The organism is Gammaproteobacteria bacterium, from assembly GCA_003696665.1.
Taxonomy (GTDB): domain Bacteria; phylum Pseudomonadota; class Gammaproteobacteria; order Enterobacterales.
The window spans coordinates 1-1762 of the sequence record RFGJ01000525.1; the positions used below are offsets into that span (position 1 = coordinate 1).

Annotated in this window: 1 protein-coding gene; it reads right to left on the minus strand. The window is 50.6% G+C overall.

All coding sequences use genetic code 11. The features are described from left to right. Window positions 1-254: 254 nt before the first annotated feature. The gene (locus tag D6694_12750; protein RMH38045.1) at window positions 255-1664 is read right to left on the minus strand and encodes an alpha/beta fold hydrolase; all 1410 of its coding nucleotides are present in this window, start codon (window positions 1662-1664) and stop codon (window positions 255-257) included. Between the last annotated feature and the right edge of the window lie 98 nt (window positions 1665-1762).

Sequence of the window (1762 nt, forward strand, 5' to 3'; positions counted from 1 at the left end):
ATCAGTGGTCCCGGCGAAATAAGACACCTCGTCCAAGGCCCGGCTTACGTCTGGGCTGTTCTACACGATCGTAGGATCAGAAAAAATGATTGGTAGAGCGATGGAAAGACAAATGGGTCAGGCTTGACAAACCTGCCTCCCCAATTTGCTGCGGCCTGCCCCCGAACAACGAACAGCCCCACCGAAAAGATTGTGCCGCTCCCCCAACCCCATCAACCGGACATGTTGAAAGTACCACCGAAAAGACCTCCTTGCTAACCAGAGGCAGGTTGCATCTGTATAACCATGCCGGAAGTCGGACCGAAGTTTTCAGAAAAACACGTCTCGTGCCAGATGCCGTTATCCAGCTTCACTGGGGACATCCCAAGGATCCTTTCCTTGTCGGAAACATAGCGATCATCTCCCCTCTGGAAATACCGAAAACATTCGCTAGCCATATTAGAGCCATATCCAAGGACAAAAGCCTTAATGATGGCGGCGACGTTGTTGTGCCGCACATTGGAATGAATAGAGGTATGGTCGGCATCTTCAATCAGTATTTTCAGCACGTTGGGGTTGGCTGAATCGTTTTCTGTCAAATTCCCCAAACTTCGGTGGGCCACGACCCAATCTCCTTTGCCAACAAGGGCCAGATAGCCCACCTGCATGTTGAGGGCCTCCGGATTCCACAACTTCGGTTTATTGACCTTCAACCAAAGACGAAAAGGGGAACCGAGAGTTATGACCTTATCTACCGAAGAGGTCAGGTCATAGGACTCGACGGCACACCTGGCGACAATACCGCCGAGGCTGTGGCCGATAATGGTCACGCCCTTCCACCCCAAGAGTCTAAGAGTTAAAGCCAGATTCCTGGCGGCCCCTTCGACGATATAGGCCGGCAAATCAATGGCGGTAAGTGCCTTCAAAAAACCTGCTTTGGTGAGGCCCACCCCAATAGTCTTCAGAATGGAAACAGGGTCCGGCGTAGTGATAAAATCACTCAACCCAACCCTTTTTGCCTCGTTGACGCGACCTTGGTAAACCAGGTCATCCAGCGCCCACACCACGTCAAAGGCTCCACACCTAACAAGCTCTCTGCCAATTTCATCAAAAGCCATGTGTCCCGAAAGGATTCCATGCACCAGAACGGCTTTCCGCTTTCCATTGCGGGTGCCGGCCACAAACCTCAGGTTATAGGCCTTGTCGTGGTAAATGACCCTGTTGTCATAGTGCTCTGTGTCAATCCCCTCGCGACATTCAGAGCAGACCCCCTCTGCCCCCCTGAAACGTTCATTTCTAACCAACCACCTGTTATCAACATCGTCGCGTTCACAAATGTGATCGGAACAAAAAGTTCGGCCACAAACAGCACAAGTACTTTTTCCTGTAAAAAGACCACCTAGATTCTTACCACACCCAGAGGCGCTACAAGTCTTGACACCGGCTGCCTCCTCTTCTGGAATACCAATTTTTTGGTACTCCCCTGCGAGACAGGAGAAACAAAGGTGACCCTTTTCATCTATGGCCTTCTCAACTGCATCAAGCCCCTCTCTTGCTAAACAACCGACATAACTACTGTCACAAACATGTTCAACACAAAAATACTTACCGCAGCCACTACACTCGTACTTGCGGTGACGGAGGCCGAATTCGACATCACATTTTGAATTAGCGCACTTTGCCATGACTTCCCTCCCTAAACATTAAAACTTGCTGTGGTCCGCCCCCGAACATAGTCCTCCATGGGGCAATCCATCCGCGATTCAATTTTACCCCCAAAACG

What these genes read in the sequence shown, in the direction of transcription:
- D6694_12750 (RMH38045.1), bottom strand. Translation starts at nt 1,664, where the DNA reads ATGGCAAAGTGCGCTAATTCAAAATGTGATGTCGAATTCGGCCTCCGT.